25 protein-coding genes are annotated in these 22,580 nt (G+C 70.0%); 17 read left to right on the top strand and 8 right to left on the bottom strand.

Annotated features, from left to right (window positions below):
• Positions 1–11 precede the first annotated feature (11 nt).
• From ACLJRM_RS35510 to eccD, 4 genes are read left to right on the top strand one after another with little or no spacing between them, the layout of a single operon-like run.
• Positions 12–1,361 carry a WXG100 family type VII secretion target gene (locus ACLJRM_RS35510; RefSeq protein WP_101609451.1) on the top strand — a complete coding sequence of 450 codons (1,350 nt, stop codon included), beginning with the start codon at positions 12–14 and terminating at the stop codon, positions 1,359–1,361.
• Between the two features lie 13 nt (positions 1,362–1,374).
• Positions 1,375–1,884 carry a hypothetical protein gene (locus ACLJRM_RS35515; RefSeq protein ID WP_101613388.1) on the top strand — a complete coding sequence of 170 codons (510 nt, stop codon included), beginning with the start codon at positions 1,375–1,377 and terminating at the stop codon, positions 1,882–1,884.
• A complete protein-coding gene (locus ACLJRM_RS35520; RefSeq protein ID WP_233223736.1) occupies positions 1,881–2,210 on the top strand; it encodes a YbaB/EbfC family nucleoid-associated protein in 330 nt (109 codons plus the stop codon). Before ACLJRM_RS35515 ends, ACLJRM_RS35520 begins: the two co-directional genes overlap by 4 nt.
• Positions 2,207–3,583 carry a type VII secretion integral membrane protein EccD gene (gene eccD / locus ACLJRM_RS35525; RefSeq protein WP_101609450.1) on the top strand — a complete coding sequence of 459 codons (1,377 nt, stop codon included), beginning with the start codon at positions 2,207–2,209 and terminating at the stop codon, positions 3,581–3,583. Before ACLJRM_RS35520 ends, eccD begins: the two co-directional genes overlap by 4 nt.
• A 418-nt stretch (positions 3,584–4,001) precedes the next feature.
• On the opposite strand, the gene ACLJRM_RS35530 is transcribed toward eccD, so the two are convergent.
• Positions 4,002–5,057, bottom strand: coding sequence for a type VII secretion protein EccE (locus ACLJRM_RS35530; protein WP_101609449.1), 1,056 nt, complete (start codon positions 5,055–5,057; stop codon positions 4,002–4,004).
• A gap of 167 nt (positions 5,058–5,224) precedes the next feature.
• Here ACLJRM_RS35530 and eccB point away from each other — a divergent pair, with 167 nt between their 5' ends.
• Genes eccB through ACLJRM_RS35545 form a run of 3 tightly spaced genes read left to right on the top strand, consistent with a single transcriptional unit; the run spans position 5,225 to position 8,039 of the window.
• On the top strand, positions 5,225–6,649 hold the full coding sequence (gene eccB / locus ACLJRM_RS35535; RefSeq protein ID WP_101609448.1) for a type VII secretion protein EccB: 1,425 nt from the start codon (positions 5,225–5,227) through the stop codon (positions 6,647–6,649).
• 14 nt (positions 6,650–6,663) lie between these two features.
• Entirely contained in the window at positions 6,664–7,386 is a 723-nt protein-coding gene (locus ACLJRM_RS35540; protein WP_233223729.1) for a response regulator transcription factor, read from the top strand.
• On the top strand, positions 7,383–8,039 hold the full coding sequence (locus ACLJRM_RS35545; RefSeq protein WP_020630350.1) for a response regulator transcription factor: 657 nt from the start codon (positions 7,383–7,385) through the stop codon (positions 8,037–8,039). The genes ACLJRM_RS35540 and ACLJRM_RS35545 overlap by 4 nt, the downstream gene beginning before the upstream one ends.
• A 10-nt stretch (positions 8,040–8,049) precedes the next feature.
• Here the strand turns inward: ACLJRM_RS35545 and ACLJRM_RS35550 are convergent, their stop codons facing one another.
• Positions 8,050–8,949 carry an SMP-30/gluconolactonase/LRE family protein gene (locus tag ACLJRM_RS35550; protein ID WP_101613387.1) on the bottom strand — a complete coding sequence of 300 codons (900 nt, stop codon included), beginning with the start codon at positions 8,947–8,949 and terminating at the stop codon, positions 8,050–8,052.
• A gap of 68 nt (positions 8,950–9,017) precedes the next feature.
• Here ACLJRM_RS35550 and ACLJRM_RS35555 point away from each other — a divergent pair, with 68 nt between their 5' ends.
• Entirely contained in the window at positions 9,018–9,506 is a 489-nt protein-coding gene (locus tag ACLJRM_RS35555) for an Lrp/AsnC family transcriptional regulator (protein WP_410599942.1), read from the top strand.
• Here ACLJRM_RS35555 and ACLJRM_RS35560 read toward each other — a convergent pair.
• The gene (locus ACLJRM_RS35560) at positions 9,454–10,248 is read right to left on the bottom strand and encodes a carbon-nitrogen hydrolase family protein (RefSeq protein ID WP_410665625.1); all 795 of its coding nucleotides are present in this window, start codon (positions 10,246–10,248) and stop codon (positions 9,454–9,456) included. The two genes, ACLJRM_RS35555 and ACLJRM_RS35560, sit on opposite strands and share 53 nt — an antisense overlap.
• Positions 10,249–10,332: 84 nt before the next feature.
• Between ACLJRM_RS35560 and hisD the strand changes: the two genes are divergently transcribed.
• From hisD to ACLJRM_RS35580, 4 genes are all read left to right on the top strand, one after another.
• A complete protein-coding gene (hisD, locus tag ACLJRM_RS35565) occupies positions 10,333–11,658 on the top strand; it encodes a histidinol dehydrogenase (RefSeq protein WP_101609445.1) in 1,326 nt (441 codons plus the stop codon).
• Positions 11,655–12,755 carry a histidinol-phosphate transaminase gene (locus ACLJRM_RS35570; protein WP_410599941.1) on the top strand — a complete coding sequence of 367 codons (1,101 nt, stop codon included), beginning with the start codon at positions 11,655–11,657 and terminating at the stop codon, positions 12,753–12,755. Before hisD ends, ACLJRM_RS35570 begins: the two co-directional genes overlap by 4 nt.
• Positions 12,752–13,351: an imidazoleglycerol-phosphate dehydratase HisB gene (gene hisB, locus ACLJRM_RS35575; protein ID WP_101609443.1), complete on the top strand. Its 600-nt coding sequence runs from the start codon at positions 12,752–12,754 to the stop codon at positions 13,349–13,351. Before ACLJRM_RS35570 ends, hisB begins: the two co-directional genes overlap by 4 nt.
• Positions 13,352–13,469: 118 nt before the next feature.
• Positions 13,470–13,625: a hypothetical protein gene (locus ACLJRM_RS35580; protein WP_168214369.1), complete on the top strand. Its 156-nt coding sequence runs from the start codon at positions 13,470–13,472 to the stop codon at positions 13,623–13,625.
• Positions 13,626–13,714: 89 nt separating this feature from the next.
• Here ACLJRM_RS35580 and ACLJRM_RS35585 read toward each other — a convergent pair whose 3' ends face one another.
• The gene (locus ACLJRM_RS35585; RefSeq protein WP_101609442.1) at positions 13,715–15,889 is read right to left on the bottom strand and encodes an MMPL family transporter; all 2,175 of its coding nucleotides are present in this window, start codon (positions 15,887–15,889) and stop codon (positions 13,715–13,717) included.
• A gap of 160 nt (positions 15,890–16,049) precedes the next feature.
• Between ACLJRM_RS35585 and ACLJRM_RS35590 the strand changes: the two genes are divergently transcribed.
• Together ACLJRM_RS35590 and ACLJRM_RS35595 are read left to right on the top strand one after the other, a co-directional pair.
• A complete protein-coding gene (locus tag ACLJRM_RS35590; protein WP_101609441.1) occupies positions 16,050–16,619 on the top strand; it encodes a TetR/AcrR family transcriptional regulator in 570 nt (189 codons plus the stop codon).
• Positions 16,620–16,680: 61 nt separating this feature from the next.
• The gene (locus ACLJRM_RS35595; protein WP_410665626.1) at positions 16,681–17,553 is read left to right on the top strand and encodes a hypothetical protein; all 873 of its coding nucleotides are present in this window, start codon (positions 16,681–16,683) and stop codon (positions 17,551–17,553) included.
• Here the strand turns inward: ACLJRM_RS35595 and ACLJRM_RS35600 are convergent.
• Together ACLJRM_RS35600 and soxR are read right to left on the bottom strand one after the other, a co-directional pair.
• A complete protein-coding gene (locus ACLJRM_RS35600) occupies positions 17,550–18,098 on the bottom strand; it encodes an RNA 2'-phosphotransferase (RefSeq protein WP_101609440.1) in 549 nt (182 codons plus the stop codon). The two genes, ACLJRM_RS35595 and ACLJRM_RS35600, sit on opposite strands and share 4 nt — an antisense overlap.
• Positions 18,099–18,144: 46 nt before the next feature.
• A complete protein-coding gene (soxR, locus tag ACLJRM_RS35605; protein ID WP_101609439.1) occupies positions 18,145–18,606 on the bottom strand; it encodes a redox-sensitive transcriptional activator SoxR in 462 nt (153 codons plus the stop codon).
• A 52-nt stretch (positions 18,607–18,658) separates the two neighbouring features.
• Here soxR and ACLJRM_RS35610 point away from each other — a divergent pair, with 52 nt between their 5' ends.
• From ACLJRM_RS35610 to ACLJRM_RS35620, 3 genes are read left to right on the top strand one after another with little or no spacing between them, the layout of a single operon-like run.
• Positions 18,659–19,351, top strand: a complete 693-nt coding sequence (locus tag ACLJRM_RS35610; RefSeq protein ID WP_101609438.1) for a transketolase — start codon at positions 18,659–18,661, stop codon at positions 19,349–19,351.
• A gap of 4 nt (positions 19,352–19,355) precedes the next feature.
• The gene (locus ACLJRM_RS35615) at positions 19,356–20,246 is read left to right on the top strand and encodes a transketolase family protein (protein ID WP_410665581.1); all 891 of its coding nucleotides are present in this window, start codon (positions 19,356–19,358) and stop codon (positions 20,244–20,246) included.
• A 10-nt stretch (positions 20,247–20,256) separates the two neighbouring features.
• Positions 20,257–20,685 (top strand): NUDIX hydrolase, encoded by a 429-nt coding sequence (locus tag ACLJRM_RS35620; protein WP_101609436.1) that lies wholly within the window; start codon positions 20,257–20,259, stop codon positions 20,683–20,685.
• Here ACLJRM_RS35620 and ACLJRM_RS35625 read toward each other — a convergent pair.
• Both ACLJRM_RS35625 and ACLJRM_RS35630 read right to left on the bottom strand, forming a co-directional pair.
• Positions 20,671–21,348, bottom strand: coding sequence for an NIPSNAP family protein (locus ACLJRM_RS35625; RefSeq protein WP_410665582.1), 678 nt, complete (start codon positions 21,346–21,348; stop codon positions 20,671–20,673). The two genes, ACLJRM_RS35620 and ACLJRM_RS35625, sit on opposite strands and share 15 nt — an antisense overlap.
• 56 nt (positions 21,349–21,404) lie before the next feature.
• Positions 21,405–22,577, bottom strand: a complete 1,173-nt coding sequence (locus ACLJRM_RS35630) for an acyl-CoA dehydrogenase family protein (protein ID WP_410665583.1) — start codon at positions 22,575–22,577, stop codon at positions 21,405–21,407.
• Positions 22,578–22,580 lie beyond the last annotated feature (3 nt).

The raw sequence follows: 22,580 nt of genomic DNA on the forward strand, positions 1-22,580 counted from the left end.
CGGGGAGCGGTGTGGTCGACGCGTCGGGCGTCGTCAGCTCGATCTTGTCGAATTACCGGCGGCTCGTGGTCGAGTACCAGCGGCGGGTCACCGGCGACCCCTCGGCGCTGAACGCGTCCGCCCAGCGGTGCGGCGAGCGGGCGTCGACGGTTTCTGGCCGGGCGGACGAGATCGGCAAAGCGGCGAAGGCGCTCAACGCGTCCTGGGAGGGCGACGCCTACATCGCGTTCGCCACGGCCGCGGCGAAACTGAGCCAGGAACTCGGTGAGCTCGGCGCCAAACTGAGCGACCAGTCGAACCGGCTGCGGGCGGGCGCGCAGGCCCTGCAGGGCGCGAAGTCCTGTGTGGACTCGATCCTCGCGCAGTTCGACCAGTACGCCGCGCAGCTCGTCAGCCAGGCGCGGACGGCGAACGCGAACGCGGTCAACGCGTTCATCTCCGCCGCCCGCCAGCTCGGCGAGCGCGCCGCGCAGGCGGCACAGGAGATCGCCGACGAGCTGAGCGAGGAACTCGCGCGGCTGTTCCCGCCGGAGGGCGCCGGCCGGATCGAACACGAACTCGGCAAATGGGGCCGCGGCCCGTTGTACTGGCTCAACGGCGAAGCGCTCGACGGCCGCAAGCGCCCGCGTTCGCATCCCTCCTGGTTCGGCAATTCCGGCTGGAAGAAGCTCACCTGGGACGGTCTCGAAGGCACGCGCGCGCCGCGTGCCGGCGACACCCCGTTCGGCAGGCCGAAGCCGGAGGGCCTGCGCGACAAGGCCTGGGGCAACACCGAGATCACCTATGCCAAGTGGAAGCAGGAGCAGGACGGTTTCACCCCGGGGTGGGACGCCAAGGTCTCCTCGCAGGGCTGGGATCTCAAGGCGTCCGGCCACGCCGAACTCGCCGCCTTCAAGGAAGAGGTCGAAGGCAAGAAGGAATGGGGCGTCGCTTCGGGCAGCGCCAAGGGGACCGCGTTCGTCGGCGGCGAGGTGAACGGTTCGCTCCAGGCGGGCGCGCACGGCGTCGGCGTGCACGCCAACGCCTTCGTCGGAGGTAAGGTCGAAGGCGAGCTCGCGGCGGACGTGGCCGGGGTGGGCGTCGGCGCGAGCGGCACCCTCCAGTACGGAATCGGCGCGCAGCTCGACGGCCAGGCGGTTTACGACGCCGGGCACATCAAGGTCAACTTCAAGGCGGGTGTCGCACTCGGTCTCGGTGCCGGGATCGGCGCGAAGATCGACATCGACCTGCCGAAGATCGCGGACACCGTCGGCGAGTACGGCGGCGCGGCCGTCGACGCGGTGAGCGGTGCGGCGGGCCAGGCGGCGGACGCCGTCGGCGAGGCGTGGGACGACGCGGTCTCCTACGTGGGCACCTGGTGATGGGATGAGCAAAATGGCGACGCAGGACCGGGTTTCCCTCCCGCTCGGATTCGACATCCCCGACGGCTGGGTGCCGGTCGAACCCGCGTCGGTCGGCGCCGAGGGCGCGGTCTTCGTCGCCGTGCACTCCGTCCCGGACGCGGAGTTCACCCCGAACATCACCTTGAGCGTCGGGCAGCGGCCGGACGAAGCGCAGATCACCGACATCGCCGACGAGGCCGTCGAACGGCTCGGCCGGACCATGGCGGCGCTCGAAGTGGTGCGGCGCAAGGTGATCGGCACCGGGCTCGCGCCCGGGGTGACGCAGGTACTGCGCATCCGCACCGGCGAAGGACAGGAACTCGTCCAGACGCAGGTGCAACTGACCGTGCCGGGCGCGAGCCCGGCCGAACGGCTGATCCTCGAGATCGCCTGCACCGCAACGCCCGAGGCGGCCCGCCGCCTCGGCGACGACTTCCGGCGGTTCGTGGGCAGTGTCCACGTCCGGCGGGATTTCACCGCAGATGAAGGAGAAGACTCGTGACCACCGACCCCTACGCCATGCCGGACATGGACGAGCTGCTGGACCAGGTCCGCAAGCAGACCGAAGAGGTGCAGCGCATCCAGCGTTCGGTCGAGGCGATGGAGGTCAAGGCGCACTCGCGGCAGAACGAGGTCACCGTCGTCCTGCGCGGTGACGGCCGGTTCACCTCGATCGACATCGACCCGCGCGCGCTGCGCCAGTACGACGCGCGCAACCTCTCGGAGATCGTGCTGGAGGCGGTCAACAACGGGCTGCAGAAGCTGGCCGAGGCCAGCAGCGCCAAATTCGCCCCGGTCATCGAGTCCGCCAAGTCGATCGAAGCATGACGGCCGCGATCGCGGGCTCCACCCGCCGCGTCACGGTGGTGACACCGCGGGCGCGGGTCGATGTGGCGCTGCCGCAGCAGAGCACGTTCGCCGAACTCGTCCCGCAGCTCGTGCGGCTCGCGGGTGCTTCGGGGCAGGCGTCGGCCGAGCATCCCGGGTGGGTGCTTTCCCGGCTCGGCGGCGCCCCGCTCGCGCTCGGGCTCACGGTCGCCGCGGCCCAAGTGCGCGACGGAGAAGTCCTCCACCTGACCCCGCGGGAACGCCCGCGGGGTCCGCTGCTGTTCGACGACGTCGTCGATTCGATCGCCAGTGTCGCCGAGTCGGGCTCTGGCCGGTGGGGACCGGGGATCGCGCGCAAGGCGGGCATCGTCGCGTCGGTGGTGCTGCTGCTCGCCGGTGGCCTGCTGGTGCAGGCGGCGGCGTCGGGCAGTGTGCTGGCGCCGATCGGGACCGGACTGCTGGCGCTCGTGCTGGTACTGGGCGGTGGCGCGCTGAGCCGCGCGTACGGCGACGCGGAGGCCGGTGCCGCCGGCGCGCTCGCCGGGGTCGGCGCTGCGCTGCTGGCCGGGATGTCGATCCTGCCGCCGCATCCGTTGTTCTCCTTGTCGGCGGGACCGCTGGCCGCCGGGCTCGCCGTGGTGACCGTGTACGGCGTGATCGCGGCCGTTTCGGTGGCGGACCGGCTGCCGTGGTTCGTCGCGGTGACCGTCTCGGCCGGACTCGGCGCGATCACCACCGCCATCGTCCTGCTGGCCGACGTGCGCGCGGTTTCGGCGGCCGCCGTGGTCGCCGTCGTGGCGACGGGGCTGGCCGCGGTGGCGCCGATGATGGCGCTGCGGCTCGGCAGGCTGCCGCTGCCCCGCGTGCCCGACGACATGGACGCGTTCCGCGCCGACGAGAACCCTTCGCTCGGCGAGGACATGGTCGGCGGGACGACCTACGCGCAGGCGTTGCTGACCGGGCTGCTCGTCGCGCTCGGGCTCACCGTGGTCTCGGCTTCGGTGGTCCTTGCATCCTCAGGCGGGGCTTGGGAAGCGGGCCTGTGCGCGCTGCTGGGGCTGGCGCTGATGTTGCGCTCGCGCGCGTTCGCCGGCCGCTCACAGCGGCTCGTGCTCATCGGTTTCGGCGCGGCTGCCCTGGCCGCGGCCGGTTTCTGGCTCGCCGCGGGCGGGCCGCGGTCGTTCGTGTTCGGCGCCGGCTGCGCGGTCGTCGTCGCGGCGGCCGTCTGCCTCACGTACGCGACGCGGGTCGCGAAGGGACGCCGTTCTCCTTACTGGGCAAGGACTCTCGACATCGTCGAGTTCCTGGTGCTGCTCTCGCTGATCCCGTTCGTCGGCATGATCGCCGGGGTCTACGAGGCCGTCCGGGGCTGAGGGCCCCGCCCCTCCAGGCAATTAGTCCTCTGGATGCGGTACTTGCCACACGCAATCACCGCATCCAGAGGACTATTGAGGGGAAGGTCAAACGTGTCGTGTTCGCGGGCGGGTCGTGCCGGGCTGAAGGCTCCCTTCGCCGCGTCCGATGCGGTGAAGGGAGCCTTCGGCATCGCGGATCTGGACTGGCCGCACCCTGACTGTCCACACGGGACACTCGGGAGCGACTGGCGCCCGCAGGCCGGTCCAGAACCACGCCACGAAGGCCACCTCTTAACCTTGAAGCCAGCGAAGGAGTCCTTCGCCGCGGAGGCTCGGTCATGCCACATTTGACTTACCCCTCAGTAATTGCGTTACGTCCGTGAAGGATTCCTTCCCTACCCTCAGAGAGGAAAGGAATCCTTCACGGACAGTCCCCTCAGTTCTCCAGGGCCAGCGGCAGGGTCCGCCGGACCGCCGCCGCGTGCCGTCCGTGCAACGGGGTCACCGCGATCCCGTCCGGCCGGACCGTCTCCGCTCCCGGCCGTCCGCCGACCCGGATGGTCACTTCGGACTTCTCCCGTCCGCCGGGGGTCCGGTGCAGCGTGTACGAAGTCGCGGTGAACGCCGAGCCGGGCACGTGAAGATCCAGCGTCCGCGCGAGATCCCGCTCCGACCGAGGCCGGTAGCAGACCTGCGACGCGCCGCCCCAGTCCCACGAACGCCAGCCGTTCACCGGCGCGTCCTGGCCGCTTCCGATCGCGACGCGCAGTTCCTCAGCCACTTCACCGGCTTCGAGCACGGTGCTTTCGAAACCGGCTTCGGCCAGCGCGCCCATGAGCGACAGAGCCGCGCAGGCGGTGCTCCGCAGCGCGCCGAGTTCCCCGCCGCCACGGGCGAGTGCCGCGATCGGCGCGTCTTCGGGCCGGTACCGGACGGTGAGCCAGCGGACCCGGAGCACCGACTGTCCATTGGGGACGGTCCAGGTCAGCAGTTGCGCACTGGACAACGGGATCCCGGTACTCGCGTAGGCCTCGCGCAGAATGCCGACCAAGGCGTCCGGGCCGGGTGACATCGCGCCGGGCTTGAGCCGCACGATGGCGCTCCAGCCGTCGCGGACCTCGGCGACACCGAAGCGGTTGCCCGCTCGGTCGACGTGCTGGCGCACCCGGACGGGACCGGCGAGCCGGTGCAGCGGGTCGGGGATCTCGTGCTTGTCACGGCGCTTCAGCCGGTATCCGGCCCACGTGAGCAGCCAGCCCGCGGCGTGGCGTCCGGCGAAGCGGACCGACGTCGTCAGCACGAGGACGCCGGCCGCGGCGAGGATGCTGATCCACGCGGCCTGGGGGAGTCCGTCGACGGTGAGGGCCAGCAGGATCGCGATCCCGGCGATCTCCCACAGTGCCGCCTGCAGCGGCCGGATCGGCAGCAGCCAAGGCAACGGCGCCGCGCCCGCGGGGCCGCCGCGAGCCGGGGCCGGGCGGGGTGTCCCCACCGCTGGAGCGTCAACCGACAAGGAATTCCCCTCCTCCGTGCACGTGCACGACGGTAGTGGGCTCCGGTGCGGGGGAGGGCGTAAAAATTACCCTCACCGTGGAGCAGGTCGGAACCTAACGTGAGCACCCTCGAACGGGGTGGGTAAGAACGGCGGGGTACGGGAGCGTGTGGACGCAGCGGGACCAGATCCAGGCCTACCAATTCCTCCGCAGGAGACTGGTTTCGGCACTGGTCTCGGCGGACGCCAACCATCCCGTCGCCCCGAGCCGCAGGCTGGTCATCGGAACCCTGTGCGGGCTCGGTGTGGCCTTGCTGATCACCGCGGTCTTCGGCGTGATCGGCCTGCTGAACCCCTCCGGCGGTAAGGACTGGCTGGCGGGCGGCAAGGTGATCGTCGAAGAGGGCACCGGCGCGCGCTACATCCTCGGCCAGGACGGCGCGCTGCACCCCGTGCTCAACTACTCCTCCGCCCGGCTGATGGCGGGCGGCAACGGCGAAGCCACCGTGACCGTCCCCGCGGACAAGCTCGCGAAGGCGCCGCGCGGCGCGCAGGTCGGCATTCCCGGCGCACCCGATTCGCTGCCCGCGGCGGCCGCGCTGCTGAAGACCCCGTGGACGAGCTGTTCGCGGACGACCCAGGACGCGCCCGCCTCGTCCGAACCGGAGACGACGGTGCTTCTCGGCGCGCCGGCCTCCGGGGTCGACCTGCCGAGGGATCAGGCCGTCGTGGTCCGTGTCCCCGAGGGAGAGCGCTATCTGGTGACCGCGGGACGCCGCTACAAGCTCACCGCGGAAGCCGCTACGGCGTTGCAGTTCGACACCTATCCGGCGATCGCGGTTTCGTCCCGGTGGATCGGCACCGTCGCGGCCGGACGCGATCTGGCCTACCGCGCGGTCGAGGACGCCGGGCGGACCGGCCCGAAGGTCGGCGGCACCGCGACGAAGGTCGGTTCGGTGCTCGGCGTCATCGACGCGATGGCGTCCCCCAACGACGCGACGTCGTACTACCTCGTCCGCGCCGAAGGGCTCGAACCGATCGGCCAGACCGAGGCGAGCCTGCTGATCAACACGCCGCAGAACGCGGACGCCTACACCGGCGTCCCGGCCCCCGTCGCGGTGCGCGCGGCCGACGTCGCCGCGGTGCCGAAGGTGGGCACGGCGAGGACGGGCGGGGCCGATCCCGCGGAGTATCCGGACCGCATCCCGCGAAAAGCGCCCGTTACCGGACAGTCCGTGACGTTATGCGCACAGGGTTCTCGAATCGTTATCTCCGCACAGGTCCCCTTGCCGCAAGGTGCGAAGGCGATCCCGGTGACGGCGCGCACGGACGCGCTGGTCGCCGACGCGGTTTTCGTGCCTCCGTCGGGAGGCGCGGTGGTGACGGAATCCGGTTCCGGCACGGCCTACGTCGTGACCGACACGGGCCTGAAGTACCCGGTGGCGAGCACTGAGGCACTCGCTTCACTCGGATACGGCCAAGCCGAACGGCAACCGGTTCCGAATGGGTTGCTGGCACTGGTCCCGCGCGGACCCGCGCTGGATCCGGCGCAGGCGGGCCGTGCGGTGTCCGCGGCAGGTGGGACGGGGTGAGCGGGAACGTGCAGATGACTGAAGACAGGCCGGAGACCGACCGGGTCGACGTCGCGGTGATCGAGGATCATCCGTTGTACCGGCATGCCGTGGTCCGGGTCCTCACCGAGGCCGAAGGGATCGAACTGGGCGCCGTGGTCGATTCGGTCGCCCGGTTCCACGTCCATCCGCAGCCGCCCGGCAGCGTGGTGCTGCTCGACCTCGGCCTGCCGGGGATCGCCGGCGCGGCGGCCGTGCTCCAGGTCTGTGAACTGGGACATCACGTGCTCGTGGTGTCCGCGCAGGCGGAATCCGAGCAGGTGCTCGGCGCGATCGCGGCCGGTGCCAAGGGATTCCTGTCCAAGGACGTCGACGTCGACGAACTCCTGATCGCGATCAGGACGGTCGCGCAGGGCAGGGCCTACGTTTCCGCGGTGGTGGCCGGAATGATCATCAAGGACAACGCCGACCGTCCCGTGCGGGCTCCGGACATCGCGTTGTCGGCGCGGGAAAAGCAGGTCCTGCGACTGGTCGCGGCGGGCGAACGCGACGTCGACATCGCCCGGATCCTGGGTATCGGGGTCCGGACGGTCCGTGGTTACCTGGACCGGATCCGTGACAAACTCGGAGAGAGAAGGCGGGCCGGTCTGGTCCGCAAGGCCATCCAGCTCGGGCTCGCGTCTCCGCCGGAGGTGCCCGGCCCGTCTCGGCCGGTCGCGCCCCGCGACGACGCGGGCGGATTCGAAGGACGCCGGTGAACGCAGACGAGCAGCAGCCGAAACGCAGCACACCCATCAACGTCGGGGTGATCGAAGATCATCCGTTGTACCGGGACGCCGTCGCGCGCGTCCTCACCGAAGCCCCCGACATCGCGCTGGGCGCCGTCGCCGACTCCGTCGCGCGGTTCGCCGTCCAGGAACAGCCTCCGGGCAGCGTCGTCGTCCTCGACCTCAAGCTGCGCGGTGTCCAGGACGCCGCCGCGGTGCTCGAAGTGGGGCAGATGGGACACAAGGTGCTCGTGGTGTCCGCGCACGCCGAGCAGCCCGAGGTGCTGGGAGCCATGCAAGCCGGGGCGAAGGGTTTCCTCTCGAAGGACGTCGACGGCGACGAGCTCCTGCGCGCCATCCGCACCATCGCCGACGACAACGCCTACGTGTCGCCGACCCTGGCCGGGATGATCATCCAGGACAGCGAAGACCGCCACGCCGGACCCAAGATCGTCCTGTCCGAACGGGAGAAGCAGGTGCTGCGGCTGGTCGCGGCCGGTGAACGGGACGTCGACGTGGCGGAGATCCTGAACATCAGCGTGCGGACGGTGCGGTCCTATCTGGACCGGATCCGGGACAAGACCGGGGAACGGCGGCGTGCCGGGTTCGTGCGGGTGGCGATCCGGGAAGGCCTGCTGCGCTGATCAAAGGGCCTCAGGAGAACCGCGGTCCCGAGAAGTTCACCCGCAGCGTGTAGACCGAGCTGGACGCCGTGACGAACAGATCGTTCCGCCGCGGCCCGCCGAAGGTCAGGTTCGAACAGACCTCCGGCACGTGCAGCTTCCCGATCCGCGTGCCGTCGGGAGCGAAACAGTGCAGGCCGTCGTGCGCGGCGGTCCAGATCCGGCCGTCGGCGTCGAGGCGGACGCCGTCGAAGACGCCGGCGTCGCAGGTCGCGAAGACCTCGCCACCGGAAAGTTCGCCGTCGTTCACGGCGAAAACCCTGATGTGGCTGGGATCCTGCCGGGTGTCCACGATGTAGAGCAGCGACTCGTCGAGGGAGAAGGCCAGCCCGTTCGGCCGCGTGAAATCGTCCGCGACGATCCGCACCGAGCCGTCCACCGGGTCGGCGCGGTAGACGTGACAGGCACCGATCTCGCTCTCGGCCCGATGGCCTTCGTAGTCGCTGTCGATCCCGTAGCTGGGGTCGGTGAACCAGATCGCGCCGTCCGAACTCTCGACGACATCGTTGGGGCTGTTGAACTTCTTCCCCTGGTAGGTCTCCGCGAGGACGGTGGTCGTGCCGTCGTGCTCCGTGCGCGTCACCCGGCGGCCGCCCTGCTCGCAGCTGACGAGCCTGCCCCGGCGGTCGACGGTGTGCCCGTTGTGGAATCCGGCGGGCTCGCGGAACACGCCGACCGCGCCCGTGGTCTCGTCCCAGCGCAGGACGCGGTCGTTCGGGATGTCGCTGAAGACCAGGTACCGGCCGGCGGGGAAGTAAGCGGGTCCCTCGGTCCACCGGCAGCCGGTGTGCAGCCGGTGGAGCCACTCATCGCCGTTGACGCGGGCGAACCGCTCGTCGAGGACCTCGAAACGCGCCTTGACCTTGTCCACGCTCACCCCAGAGATCTGAACCAAGTATTGCAATCATCATGAACCGCAGAACTTGATATGGTCAACCCATGGATGAGGTGGATCGCATACTGCTCACCGAGTTGCAGCAGGACGCGACTCAGGCGTATGCCGCGCTCGGCAAGGCCGTCGGGCTGTCCGCGGGCGCCGCGCACGAGCGGGTCCGCAAGCTGCGCGAACAGGGCGTCATCCGGCGTACCACCGTCGACGTCGACCCGGCGGCGGTCGGTCGCGGGGTGATGGCGTTCGTGCTGGTCGAGGCGGGATCGTGGATGGGTGATCCGCCGACCAAGGCCGCGCTGGAGGCGTTGCCGGAGGTCGTGGAGGCGCACGTCATCGCGGGCCCGGCCTCGCTCCTGGTGAAGGTGCGTACGCCGACCACCGAAGAGCTGCAGGCGTCGTTGCGCAGGCTGTACGCCATCGAAGGCGTCACCGGCACGCAGACGATCGTGGTGCTCGAATCGTTCTTCGAACGCTCCGTGGACGCTAAAGGCGACGATTCGCCAGCGCGCCCGTCGCCGCCCGAGCCTTCCCGCTGACCGCCGGATCCACGTCGACGACCACCATGTCCGGTCCGGCGCCCAGCTGGGCGTGGACGCGTCCGAAGCCGTCGGACACCGTGGAATAGCCGATCCCGGTCGGAGCCTTCGGATTCACCGAGGTCCCGCTCGCGGCCGGATCGGCCTGCCCGCAGCCGAGGACCCAGCAGCCGGAGTCGAGCGCGCGGGCGCGCACCAGGACCTCCCACTGCTCGCGTTTGCCCTCGCCCGCGCCCCAGGACGTCGGCACGAGGACGATGTCGGCGCCGTCGTCGGCCAGCTTCCGGAACAGCTCGGGGAAGCGGATGTCGTAACAGGTCGCGACGCCGAAGGTGACCCCGTCGACCTCGAAGGTGGCCGGAGCGGCCCCCGGCGCGACGGTGTCGGACTCGGCGAACCCGAACGCGTCGTACAGATGGATCTTGTCGTAGCCGAAGTGATGACCGGAGCCGGTGACGAGGAGCGTGTTGCTCACGCGTCCGTCGGGCGACGGCGTGAACATGCCCGCGACGATCACGACGCCTTGCTCCTCGGCGATGGCCGCCACAGTGGACGCCCACGGACCGTCCAAGGGTTGCGCGAGGGGTTTCAGCGGCACGCCGAAGCGCGCCATCGTCGCTTCGGGGAAGACCACGATCCGCGCGCCGCCGGCCGCCGCGGCCGCCACGCCTTCCCGAATCGGCTTCAGGTTCGTTTCGGGATCCTCGGCGGCGGTGAGCTGGCACAACCCGATTCGCGGCACGGTGGACTCCCTCATCGTGGGATCGCTGGTCACCACCCCAGTGTGCCTGCTCGGGGCGATCGGGCCACCTCGTACCCTTGACCCATGCTGAACCGTACCGACCTGCGTGGACAGGTCCCGTCCGTTGCCGAACTCAGGAGCACGCTCCCGCGTGCCGAGTACGACGTGGACGCGGCGCTGCATCACGTACGGCCGGTGGTCGAGGCGGTCCGCGATCGCGGCGTCGAGGCGGTTCTCGAGTACACCGAGAAGTTCGACAAGGTCCGTCCGGCAGGCGTGCGGGTCGCCGCCGCCGAACTCACGAGCGCGCTCGAGAACCTGGACCCGGCCGTCCGCGAGGCGCTGGAGGAGGCATGCGTCCGCACCAGGAAGGTCCACGGCGATCAGCGCCGCCAGGACGTCACCACGGAGGTCGTCGACGGCGGCACCGTCACCGAGCGCTGGATCCCGGTCGAGCGTGTCGGGCTGTACGCGCCGGGCGGGCTCGCGGTGTACCCCTCGACCGTGGTGATGAACGTCGTCCCGGCGCAGATCGCCGGCGTCGGCACCCTGGTGCTGTGCTCGCCGCCGCAGGCCGCGTTCGGCGGGCTCCCGCACCCGACGATCCTGGCCGCCGCCGAGCTGCTCGGTGTCGACGAGGTGTGGGCCGTCGGCGGCGCGCAGGCCGTCGCGCTGCTCGCGTACGGCGGCACCGACACCGACGGAACGACGCTGGAGCCGGTCGACATCGTCACCGGGCCCGGCAACATCTACCTGACCGCCGCCAAGCGGTTGCTGCGCGGCATCATCGGCATCGACTCCGAGGCGGGCCCGACCGAGATCGCGATCCTCGCCGACGGGACCGCCGACCCGGTGCACGTCGCCGCCGACCTGATCAGCCAGGCCGAGCACGATCCGCTCGCCGCGAGCGTGCTGGTCACCACGTCCGTGGAGCTCGCGGACGCCGTCGACAGGGAACTGACCGGCCGCGTGGCCGCGACCAAGCACGCGGAGCGCGTGACGGAAGCCCTGAGCGGCAAGCAGTCCGGCATCATCCTGGTGTCTACTGTGGACGACGGTCTCCGTGTCGTCGACGCGTACGCCGCGGAACACCTGGAGATCCAGACCGCGGACGCGCGTTCGGTGGCGGCCCGCGTGCGCAACGCCGGCGCGATCTTCGTCGGGGCGTACGCGCCGGTCTCGCTCGGCGACTACTGCGCCGGGTCGAACCACGTCCTGCCCACCGGCGGATTCGCGCGGCACTCGTCCGGGCTTTCGGTGCAGAGCTTCCTCAAGGGCGTGCACATCGTCGACTACGACGAGAACGCGCTGCGCGAGATCGCCGGCCGTGTCGTCGCGCTCGCCAACGCCGAGGACCTGCCCGCGCACGGCGAGGCCATCACGGCGCGGTTCGAGGGGGAGCGGGCATGACCATCGGCGAGGAGATCACGCTCGACGCGCTTCCGCTGCGGGAAGACCTTCGGGGCAAGACCCCGTACGGCGCGCCGCAGCTCGACGTGCCGATCCGGCTCAACACCAACGAAAACCCGTACCCGCCGCCGGACGCGCTGGTGGCCGACGTCGCCGAGGCCGTCCGCGCCGAGGCCGCCTCGCTGCACCGCTACCCGGATCGTGACGCCGTCGCGCTGCGGCAGGACCTCGCGGACTATCTCGCGGTGTCGACCGGTGTGCTGGTGTCGGAGTCGAACGTGTGGGCCGCCAACGGGTCCAACGAAATCCTGCAGCAGATCCTGCAGGCCTTCGGCGGCCCGGGCCGGTCCGCGCTCGGCTTCGAGCCGTCGTACTCGATGCACCCGATCATCTCGGCGGGTACCCGCACCGACTGGCTGCCGGTGCCGCGCCGCGGCGATTTCACGCTCGACACCGAGAAGGCCGCCGCGCTCGTGCGCGAACGCCGTCCGGACGTCGTGTTCGTGACCAGCCCGAACAACCCGACCGGCGGCTCGATCCCGTTCGGCGAACTGCGCGGGTTGCTCGAAGCGGCGCCGGGCATCGTGGTGGTCGACGAGGCGTACGCGGAGTTCTCGTCGCAGCCCAGCGCCGTCGAGTTGCTCGAGGAGTATCCGGCGCAGCTCATCGTGTCGCGCACGATGAGCAAGGCGTTCGCCTTCGCGGGCGGGAGGCTCGGTTATCTGGCGGCCGCGCCCGCGATCGTCGACGCGCTTCAGCTGGTGCGGCTGCCGTACCACCTCTCGAAGCTCACACAGGCGGCCGCGAGGGCCGCGCTGCGGCACGCGGACGCCACGCTGGCTTCGGTCGCCAAACTCGCCGCCGAACGCGACCGGGTGGTCGAATCGTTGCTGGGACTGGGATTCACCCCGGTCCCGAGCGACGCGAACTTCGTCCTCTTCGGACGGTTCGCGGACGCGCCCGCGACCTGGAAGTCCTATTTGGACAACGGCGTGCTGATCAGGGACGTCGGTATCGAAGGGCACCTGCGGGTGACCATCGGCACGCCGGAAGAGAACGACGCCTTTCTCGAGGCCAGCAAGGAGGTGCCGCGATGAGTCGCGTCGGCAAGGTGGATCGCACCACCAGGGAATCGTCCATTTCGGTCCAGCTCGACCTGGACGGCACGGGACAGGTGGAGATCGACACCGGTGTCCCGTTCTACGACCACATGCTCACCGCGTTCGGGGTGCACGGTTCGCTCGACCTCAAGGTGCAGGCGACCGGTGACGTGCACATCGACGCGCACCACACCGTCGAAGACACCGCGATCGTGCTCGGCCAGGCGCTGCGGCAGGCGCTCGGCGACAAGAGCGGCATCCGCCGCTTCGGCGACGCGTGGATCCCGATGGACGAAACCCTCGCGCACGCCGCGATCGACGTCTCCGGGCGCCCGTACTGCGTGCACCTCGGCGAGCCGGAGCAGTTCAACAGCTTCACCATCGGCGGGAACTATCCGTTCGTGCTGACGCGGCACGTGTTCGACTCGCTGTCGTTCCACGCCCAGATCGCGCTGCACGTGCGCGTGATCCACGGCCGGGACCCGCACCACATCGCGGAAGCCGAGTACAAGGCCGTCGCCCGCGCGCTGCGCGCCGCCACCGAACCGGACCCGCGCGCCGGCGGCATCCCCTCCACGAAGGGCGTCCTCTGACTCCGCGTTTCGTCCTCTGGTTGCGATAGTTGCACACGCTGAGGACCGCAACCAGAGGACGAATTGCGGAGTGCACCCGGGGAAGTCGGGCGGGTGAGGGTGTGGCAGCCTGGCGGGTATGAGTAACACGACCATCGCCGTGCTGCTGCTCGCGCTCGGCGGCTTCCTGATCGGCGGCGTCTACGCGACCTGGAAGAGCGTCAAGTTCCTGGCCGTGGTGCTGGGCATCGGTGCGCTGCTGGCGATCGGCGGCGCCATCGCCTGGCTGGCCTGACAAAGCCCGCGCAAAGCTGAAGGGGCCTTTCCCCGCATCTCATGCGAGGAAAGGCCCCTTCACCGCGTCTAACTCGGGTAAAGCGTCCTTCAGCTCCGGACCAGCTCCCGCTCGTCAGGGGCGTCCAGCTGCTTCGTGAGCTTCTCGCCTTCGACGTCGACATCGGGCAGCACGCGGTCCAGCCACTTCGGCAGCCACCAGGCGCCGCGGCCGAGCAGTGACATCAGCGCCGGCACGATGGTCATCCGGATCACGAACGCGTCCACCAGCACGCCGAAGGCCAGCGCGAACCCGATCGACTGGATCAGCGAGGACTCCGCGAGGATGAATCCGGCGAACACGCTGATCATGATCAGCGCGGCGGCGACCACGACGCGGGAGCCGTGCCGGAAACCGGTGACCATCGCCTGCTGCGGGTCGGCGCCGTGGACGTACTCCTCGCGCATCCGCGTCACCAGGAACACCTGGTAGTCCATCGCGAGCCCGAACAGCACGCCGATCAGCAGGATCGGCAGCATGCTCATGATCGGCCCGGTCGTCTTCACCCCGAGCAGGTCGGTGAGCCAGCCCCACTGGAACACCGCCACCACGGCGCCGAACGTCGCGACCACGGAGCCGAGGAAGCCCAGCGTCGCCTTCAGAGGGACCACGACCGAGCGGAACACCAGCATCAGCAACAGGAACGCCAGCCCGACGATCAGCGCGAGATAGGGCAGCATCGCGTCGGCGAGTTTCTCCGAGACGTCGATGTTCGCCGCCGTCTGGCCGGTCACCGCCAAGGACGCGCCGGTCGCCGTGCCCAGTCCCGCGTTCAGGCCGCGGATGTCGCTGACGAGGTCTTCGGTCGCGGTGCTGCTCGGACCGCTCTTCGGAATGACGGTCAGCAGTGCCAGGTCACCGCCGCGGTTGACCTTCGGCGGCGTGACGATCGGGCGTTCCTCCAGGCCGCTGATCCGGGTGGAGGCCTGCTGGAGCGCGGCTTGCCGGTCGGTGCTGTCCGTCAGGTCGACGACGATCACCAGCGGGCCGTTGGCGCCCTCGCCGAAGCTGCGGCTGACGGTGTCGTAGGCCTTGCGCTGGGTGGTGTCCGGTGCGGCGGTGCTGTCGTTCGGGAGGCCGAGCTGCATGCTCGCGGCCGGGATCGCGACGATCGCGAGGCCGGCGATCGCGGCGATCAGCACCGGGATCCGGCGGCGGGCCACGAAACGCGCCCAGCGTTCGCCGTGCGTCGTCGCGCCTTCCTTGCGGCGCAAGCGGATTTTGCCGCCCGCGATTTTGCCGCCCGCGAAACCGAGGATGGCGGGGAGCAGGGTCAGCGCGATGACGACGGCGATGGCGACGGTGATCGCCGCGGCGATACCCATCTCGCCGAGGAACGGGATGCCGACGACGGTCAGCCCCGCCAGCGCGATGATCACGGTCAGCCCGGCGAACACCACGGCGGATCCGGCCGTGCCGGTGGCGCGTCCGGCGGCTTCCTCCGGGTCCCGGCCGATCTCCAGTTCGTGCCGGTACCGGGAAACGATGAAGAGCGCGTAGTCGATGCCGACGGCGAGGCCGATCATCAGCGCGAGCACCGGCGTGTTCGTGTTCAGTTCCAGGAATCCGGACGCCGTGGTGATGCCCGCCATGCCGATGCCGACACCGATGAGCGCGGTCAGCAGCGGGATCCCGGCCGCGAGCAGCGAGCCGAAGGTGATGATCAGGACGATGGCGGCGACGGCGACACCGAGGCCTTCGGTGGCGTTCGTGGCGGGCATCGCCTGGACGGCGTCACCGCCGAATTCGACGGTGTACCCGGCGGCCTTGGTGGGGTTCGCGGCGGCCATCAGGCCCTCGCGGTCGGCGTCGGTGAGTTCGAAGCCCGGCACGCGGTAGCTGACCTGGGCCAGCGCGACGTGTTTGTCGGGCGAGACCGCCTGCATCTCCAGCGGGTTGACCACTCCGGCGACCTTCGGCGCGTCCTTGAGCCCCTTCACCAGGCCCGTGATCGCCGCCTGCCCGTTCGCGTCGGTGATGTCACCGGGTGTCGAGATGACCACGCGGGCGGTGGCGCCACCGGCGGCGGCCTCCGGGAACCGGTCCGCGAGCTGGTCGATCGCCTTCTGGGACTCGGTGCCGGGGATGGTCACCGAGTTCGAAAGCTGGCCGGACAGGGTCAGCGCCCCCGCGCCGAGGGCCACCAGGACAACGGCCCACACCGCCGCCACCAGTGCCCGGCGCCGGAACGAGAACCGGCCCAGGCGGTACAGGAAGCTGGCCACAAAAATCTCCCGTTCACTCGATCAGGTTCATTCCAAGCTAGCCGATCGGCTAGTGGCCTACAAGCCGATCGGCAAGTGTGTGACTAGCCGCACGGCTAGTACTGGTTTGGCCCGGCGGCCACGCTTGACGTAATCTCCGACGGCTGAACGAGGAGGGATCATGGACGTCGTCCACGCGGAGGACACCCGCACGCGACTACTGGGAACGGCGTTGCGGTTGTTCACCGAACACGGCGTGGAAGGCACCTCGCTGCAGATGATCGCGGACGCCCTCGGCGTCACCAAGGCCGCCGTCTACTACCACTTCAAGACGAAGGCGGAGATCACCGAATCCGTCGCCGAGCCCGTGCTGCTGGAGCTGGAAGGCATCGTCGACGACGCCCGCGCCCAGCGCACCCGCGGCGCGCAGATCGACCATCTGCTCGACGGGTTCGTCGACCTCGTGGTGCGCCACCGCGCGCTGGTCGCGCTGTTCTCCAGCGATCCCGGCATCGCCCGTGCGATCGAGAAGTCCGTGCACAGCTCGGAAAGCTTCAAGAATCGCCTGCTGGAGGTCCTGGTCGGCCCGGATCCGGATCTCACCGCGATCGTGACGGCCCAGGTACTGCTGGCGGGCATCGCCATCGCGGGCGGTTCGCCCGAGGTCGCTTCGCTCGACGACGAGACGCTGCGCGAAACGCTCCTCGGTGTCGGCCGCAAGCTCTACAACCGCCCGCGCCGCCGCACGTGACCGATGTGTTCAAGACAGGCGCCGCGATCCGCGCGACGCTGTGGTCATGAACAACGTGCTCATGAACATCGATCCGCACCAGTCGGCCACCTTCATGGCCACCCAAGCCCGGCTGCTCGACAGGCGCCGTTTCGAGGTCCTCTTCCGTGATGGCGACCCGGCGGCGGCGCTCGCCGCGCTGGAGGGATATCGCAATCCCGACGGCGGCTACGGACACGGGCTCGAACCCGACTGCCGCTCGGCGACCAGCCAGCCCGGCGGCGCGCTGCACGCTTTCGAGGTCTTCGCCGACGTCGGCCCGGCGACCAGCCCGCGCGCGGCCGAACTGTGCGACTGGCTCGCGTCGATCTCCTTGCCGGACGGCGGGATCCCGTTCGCCCTGCCGATGCCGGACCCGGTGGGCAGCGCGCCGTTCTGGGCGGGCGCCGACCCCTCGGTCTCTTCGCTGCAGATCACGGCGATCGTCGCGTTCACCGCGCAGCGCGTCGCGGCGCACGATCCCGCGGTCGCCGCGCATCCCTGGCTTGCCAAGGCCACGCGCTACTGCCTCGACGAGATCGAGAAGCTCGACGAGGCCCCGCACGCGCTCGTGCTGGCTTTCGCGATGAAGCTGGTGGACGCACTGGGTGACACGCGCCTGGTCGAGAAACTCGGCCGGTTCATCCCGGACGACGGAGTGGTCGCCGTCGGAGGCGGGATCGAGGGCGAGGCCATGCGCCCGCTCGACTTCGCCCCGGCACCGGACGGCCCGGCGCGGAAGCTCTTCCGGCCGGACGTCGTCGAAGCGGATCTGCGCCGGGTCGCGGACGGCAGGCACGACGACGGTGGCTGGCGGGTCGACTACACCAGCTATTCGCCCGCGGCCGCGCTGGAGTGGAACGGGCTGTTCACCGCGAACACGTTGTCGCTCCTGCGGAACAACGGCCTGGCCTAGGGGAGACGCCGCAGGAACTCCGGGGGAACGGCGGCGGTGAGCCAGACACCGTTCGCGCTGACCTGGAATTCGTGCCCGGCGGCGGCCATCTCGCGGGCGTCCACGGCGAGCAGCACCGGGACGCCGCGCCGGGCCCCGACGGTCCGCGCGGTGTCCACGGTGGCCGAGAGATGCACGGCGTGCCGCTTCATCGGCCGGAGGCCGTCGGTCATGATCGCGCCCAGGAACCGGGACACGGTCCCGTGGTAGAGCACGTCGGGCGGGGTCGCGCCGGGCAGCGCGAGGTCGACGTCGACGCTGTGGCCCTGGCTGGCCCGGATCCGCAGCCCGGTTTCGTCGAAGGCGAAACGCCGTTTGTCGTTGCCCTCCACGACTTCGTCGAGCTGGTCGCGGGTCAGGGTCAAGCCGTGGCGCCGCAGCGCGGCCAAGAGCGTCCCGACTTCCACCCAGCCGTCAGGGGTGAGGGTGATGCCGATGTCACCGGGCGCGTGCCGCAGGTGCCGGGAGAGTCGTTTCGAGACTCGGATGAGGTTCTTCTTGTCCATTTCGAGTCACAGTGACGCACGTCCGGCACCCGCGTGGCAACGGAATTCAGAAGCCGCCCTCGGAGGCCGGGCGCAGTTTCCCCGCGCCGGGGCCGAATCGGGACATCTGGTCGTCGGCGTTGTAGAGCCCGCAGCTGCGCAGGGACAGGCAACCGCAGCCGACGCATCCGGTCAGCCTGTCGCGCAGGCGCTGCAGCGCGTCGATCCGCGCGTCGAGTTCGTCCTGCCAGCCACGGGACAGGCGGGCCCAGTCGGCCTTGGTGGGGGCGTGGTCCCTGGGTAAGGTCTCCAGTGCCGAGCTGATGTCGTCCAGGCTGAGGCCGACCCGCTGCGCGGCACGGATGAAGGCGATCCGGCGCAGCACCGAGCGCGGATACCGCCGCTGGTTGCCCGCCGAGCGCTCCGAGCTGATCAGCCCTTTGTCCTCGTAGAAACGCAAAGCCGTATGGGGCACGCCGCTGCGGTCGGCGACCTGCCCGATGCTCAGGTGTTCAGCCAATCTCGTCACGTCGCCAGGCTAGCCTTGACTTCGACCTAAGTCGAGGTTGCAACCTCGGTTCATGACCACTGACACCAGGACCGGCTACGAGGATCTGCCGCGGCTGATCTCGTTGATGACCGGGGACGAGAAGCATCAAGCAGCCGCGGAGTCCACTGTGGACGTCTTGTGGGTGCTCTACGACCGTGTGCTCGACATCACCCCGGAGACCTTCCGTGATCCCGGCCGCGACCGCTTCCTGCTGTCGAAGGGACACGGCCCGATGGCCTTCTACGCCGTCTTGACGAAGAAGGGCTTCATCCGGGAGGACGAACTCGCCGACTGGACTTCGGCCGAATCCCGGCTCGGGCACCATCCCGACCGGGCGAGGCTGCCCGGCGCCGAGATCGCCAGCGGCTCGCTCGGGCACGGGCTCCCGCTGGCCATCGGCACCGTGTTCGGGCTGCGCGCCAAGGGGTTCCGTGACGCCAGGGTCGTCACCCTCGTCGGTGACGCGGAACTCGACGAGGGCTCCAACTCCGAGGCCATCGCGGTGGCGGGCCGGATCGGCATGCCGCAGCTGACCACCGTCGTCATCGACAACTCCTCGGCGACGCACGGCTGGCCGGGCGGGATCGCCCGCCGGTTCGAGGTCGAGGGCTGGGTGACCCGCACCGTCGACGGCCGCGATCACGAAGCGCTCTACGAAGCCTTCACCACCCCCCATCCGGACCGGCCGCTCGCCGTGGTCGCGACCGTCGAGCGAAAGGCCTGAACCCGTGGACATGCGTGAAACGTTCCTCGACGCCGCCGCCGAGGTGCTCGACACCGACCCGAACGTCGCCGTCGTGCTCGCCGACATTTCGGCGGCACAACTGGCTTTCGCCGCCAGGAAGCATCCGGACCGGGTGCTCAACGTCGGCATCCGCGAGCAGTTGATGATGAGCGCCGCGGGCGGACTGGCGCTGGCCGGGATGCGGCCGATCGTCCACACCTTCTCGTCGTTCCTCGTGGAGCGGGCGTTCGAGCAGGTCAAACTCGACCTCGGGCACCAGGACGTCGGTGCCGTGCTGGTGTCTTCCGGCGCGTCCTACGACATGCCGACCGCCGGGCGGACGCATCAGGCGCCCGGGGACGTCGCCCTCATCGACACGCTGCCGGGCTGGACCGTGCACGTGCCGGGTCACCCCGAAGAAGCGCGGCGGCTGCTGCTGGAGTCCATCCCGGGCAACGGGCGCGTGTACCTCCGGCTCTCCGCGCAGGAGAACGCGAAACCGTATCTGGGCGCCGGCCTGCAGACGATGCGCGAAGGCGGCCGGGGCGTCGTGGTGGCCGTCGGGCCGATGCTCGACCGGGTGCGGGAAGCGACCGCCGATCTCGACGTGACCGTGCTCTACACCTCGACGATCCGGCCGTTCGACGCCGCGGGGCTGCGCTCGGCCGTCGAAGCCGCGGGCGCGAGCGACATCGTGCTCGTCGAGCCCTACCTCGCAGGGACGTCGGCGCATTCGGTTTCGGGTGCGCTGTCCGAAATCCCGCACCGGCTGCTCTCACTCGGTGTCCGGCGTGACGCGGAAGTCCGGATCTACGGCGAAATGGCCGACCACGACCTCGCGCATGGTCTCGACGCCGGGTCGATCGCCTTGTCGATCAAGGAATTCCTCCGCTAGCGTCACCGGGATGACGAAGATCCGCCCGCTCGTGCTCGGGGTCATCCGCCGCGGCGAAGACCTTCTCGTGTTCGAAGGCCGGGACAACGCCAAAGGCGAGACCTACCACCGCCCGCTCGGCGGCGGCATCGAGTTCGGGGAGACCGCCGTCGAGGCGCTGCACCGCGAGTTCCAGGAGGAACTCGCGGCGGAGCTGACCGCTGTCGAGCAGATCGCCGTCCTGGAGAACGTGTTCACCTTCGAGGGCAGGCCGGGGCACGAGATCGTGTTCCTGTTCGCCGCCGAGCTGACCGACAAGGCCTTCTACGAGCGCGACGAGGTCGGCGTGGTGCTCGACGACGGCGCACGCGTGCACTGGCTGCCGATGGCCGACGTGGTGAGCGGCAAGGCGATCCTGTACCCGGACGGGCTCACCGAACTCCTTTCAGCGCAGGAGTGAGCGCGGGGTCGGGGTGAGTTCCAGCCGCTGCCACGGGCGTTCGAGCCTGCCCGAGAGCTCCTCGCCGATCCGGTCGAGAACGCACCCGTATGCCTCCGGGTCTTCGGTGGATTTGGCGAACCAGACGAACACTGTCTCGTTCTCTCGCACGGGAAGGCGGGGGAAGGTGCTCTCGGCGGGTTCGGTCTCGAAGTGCCCGAAGGTGTCCAATCCGGTCTCCCTCAGAGCCGGAGCCACGGAGTCCGCGAAGTACTCGGAGAACTCCTTGACCGGCCCGAGGGGATGGCAGATCGTCGCCAGTACCCGGGAATCCGGGGCGCCGTCCGGAACGGGGAAACCCGGCCCGGACGGACGCAGCAGCAGGACGTCGGAAGCGTCGATCATCGTCTCGTTCGCCGCCGGGCCGTGCTCACGCCACACCGGCCCGTAGTAGAACGACTCCAGGGCCGCCCGTCTGCTCTCCATGTCCCGGAATCCGCGCAGCCACACGAACCTGTCCGGTGCGGCGGGCTCACGGAACAGACCGAACAGGCGCATGCCGGAGGCTTCCAGCGGCTCCACGAACTCGCGCTCGAAGAGCTCGATCAGCTCGTCCCGGCGGCCGGGGTGCAGCGTGTACCGGCGCAGCTCGACGACGGACTGGAACTCGGCGGAATCGGTCATGCGACGGACCGTAGCGGCCCGCACCGACAGTTTCCGGCGGCCGGCTTTTCGGAGGCTCAGCGGAAGGCGGCGATCCCGGTGACCGACTGGCCGAGCGAGAGCGCGTGCATCTCTTCGGTGCCCTCGTAGGTCAGCACGGTTTCGAGGTTCGACATGTGCCGCATCACCGGGTACTCCAGCGAGATCCCGTTGGCGCCGAGCATGGCGCGCGCGGTCCTGGCGACCTCCAGCGCGGAGCGGACGTTGGCGAGCTTGCCGAAGCTGACGTGGTTGTGGTGCAGCGTCCCGGCGTCCTTGAGCCGTCCGATCCGCAGCGCGACCAGCCCGGCGCGGTTGACCTCGACGACGAGGTCGGCGAGCTTGCGCTGCGTGAGCTGGAACCCGGCCAGCGGCTTGCCGAACTGTTCCCGGCTCAGCGTGTACTCCAGCGCGGATTCGTAGCAAGAGCGAGCGGCGCCGACGACGCCGAACAGGATCCCGTAGCGCGCCTCGTTCAAGCAGGACAGCGGTCCGCGCAGGCCCCTGACGTCGGGGAACGCGGCGGACTCCGGCAGGCGGACGCCGTCGAGCACGAGTTCCGCGGTCAGCGAGGCGCGCAGCGACAGCTTGTGCTTGACCTCGTTCGCGGTGAAGCCCGGCGTGGTCGTGGGGACGACGAAGCCGCGCACGCCCTCGTCGGTCTGCGCCCACACGACCGCGACGTCGGCGACCGTGCCGTTGGTGATCCACATCTTGGTGCCGTTCAGCACCCAGTCCGAGCCGTCGCGCACCGCGCGGGTCCGCATGGCGCCGGGGTCGCTGCCCGCGTCCGGTTCGGTCAGGCCGAAGCAGCCGAGCGCCTCGCCCGCGGCCATCCGCGGCAGCCATTCCTGCTTGTGATCCTCGGTGCCCCACCTGTGGATCGCGTACATCGCCAGCGAACCCTGCACGGAGACGAAGCTGCGCAGCCCGGAGTCGACGGCCTCCAGCTCGCGGCAGGCGATGCCGTAGGCCACGGCGCTGGTCCCGGCGCAGCCGTAACCCTCCAGGTGCATGCCGAGAAGCCCGAGCTGACCGAAGCCCTTGGCGAGCTCGGCGGCGGGCAGATTGCCCGATTCATACCATTCGGCGACATTCGGGAGAAGCTGGTCCTGCGCGTACGCGCGGACAGCGTCCCTCATGGCCCGGTCTTCCTCGGAGAGTTCGGCGTCGAGATCGAGGAAGTCGCGCGGATCCGGGCTGCTGCTCATGCG

The sequence above is a fragment of the Amycolatopsis sp. lyj-84 genome, assembly GCF_046549075.1.
Classification (GTDB): domain Bacteria; phylum Actinomycetota; class Actinomycetes; order Mycobacteriales; family Pseudonocardiaceae; genus Amycolatopsis.